The sequence below is a fragment of the Nocardia cyriacigeorgica genome (assembly GCF_029868385.1).
Taxonomy (GTDB): Bacteria; Actinomycetota; Actinomycetes; order Mycobacteriales; family Mycobacteriaceae; genus Nocardia; species Nocardia cyriacigeorgica_F.
Genome location: NZ_JARWNX010000050.1, coordinates 1 through 1054 on the forward strand (window position 1 = coordinate 1; position 1054 = coordinate 1054).

1 protein-coding gene is annotated in these 1054 nt (G+C 65.5%); it reads left to right on the top strand.

The genetic code is table 11. The features are described 5' to 3' along the window. The coding region (locus tag QH168_RS15395) for a class I adenylate-forming enzyme family protein (protein ID WP_280235338.1) at nucleotides 1-1054 on the top strand (1054 nt) is incomplete at both ends.

Below are 1054 nucleotides of genomic sequence, written 5' to 3' on the forward strand. Positions count from 1 at the left end.
ACCCGATGTATCGCAGCCGCGAACTCCGCGAACTGGTCACCGATGCCGAACGGGTCGGGATCATCACCACCGACCGCGATGTGCAACAGGTCCGGGAGGACGTCGAGGGCACCACAGTCGGCTGGGTACTCGGCACCGCGGAGTCGGACCTCCAGTCCCGCAACGACCCCCGCGTCTTCCAACCCGAAACCACCCCTGCCGACGAAAGTTCCGCAGACCTACTCACTTTGGCCCACGAGTACACCGGCCGGAAACCCCCAACTATCCAAGTACACGGCGACGACCTCGCTTTCCTCGCCTACACCTCCGGCATTACCGGCCCGTCCAAGGGCGCCATGAACTCGCACACCAACGTCCGCGCGGCAACCACCAGCTTCGCCGAACTCGCGGGCATCACCCCCGGCGACGTCGTCTACGCCCTCGCCCCGCTGTTCCACATCACCGGCGCGGTCGTCATCGCCGCCCTCGCCCTCACCGAACACACCTCCCTCGTCTTCACCGGCCGCTTCACCACCGACGTAGCCGTCGACGCCCTCCGCGAACACGGCGTCACCTACACCATCGGCTCCATCACCGCCTTCAACGCGATGATGAACTCGGAATACGCCACCGCTGAACACTTCTCCACCATCAAAACCCTGTACAGCGGGGGTGCGCCGGTACCACCGAGCACGGTCGCCCGCTTCCAAGAACGCTTCGGCCACTACATCCACAACGCCTACGGCATGACCGAAACCTCCTCGGCCGTCACCGCAGTGCCACCCGGAACGAGCGCCCCGGTCGACCAGGACAGCGGCACCCTGTCCATCGGCCTACCGCTCCCGGGAGTAGACGTCGACGTCGTTAACCCCGATGGCAACTCCGTCCCGCCCGGCGGCCAAGGCGAACTCGTCGTCACCGGCCCACAGGTCATCCGCGGATACTGGCACAAACCAGAAGAATCCGAGGCCGCTCTCCCCGAAGGTCGGCTCCGCACCGGCGACAGCGCGATCGTCGACCAACAGGGCTGGGTGTACCTGGTCGACCGAATAAAAGACCAGATCAACGTCTCCGG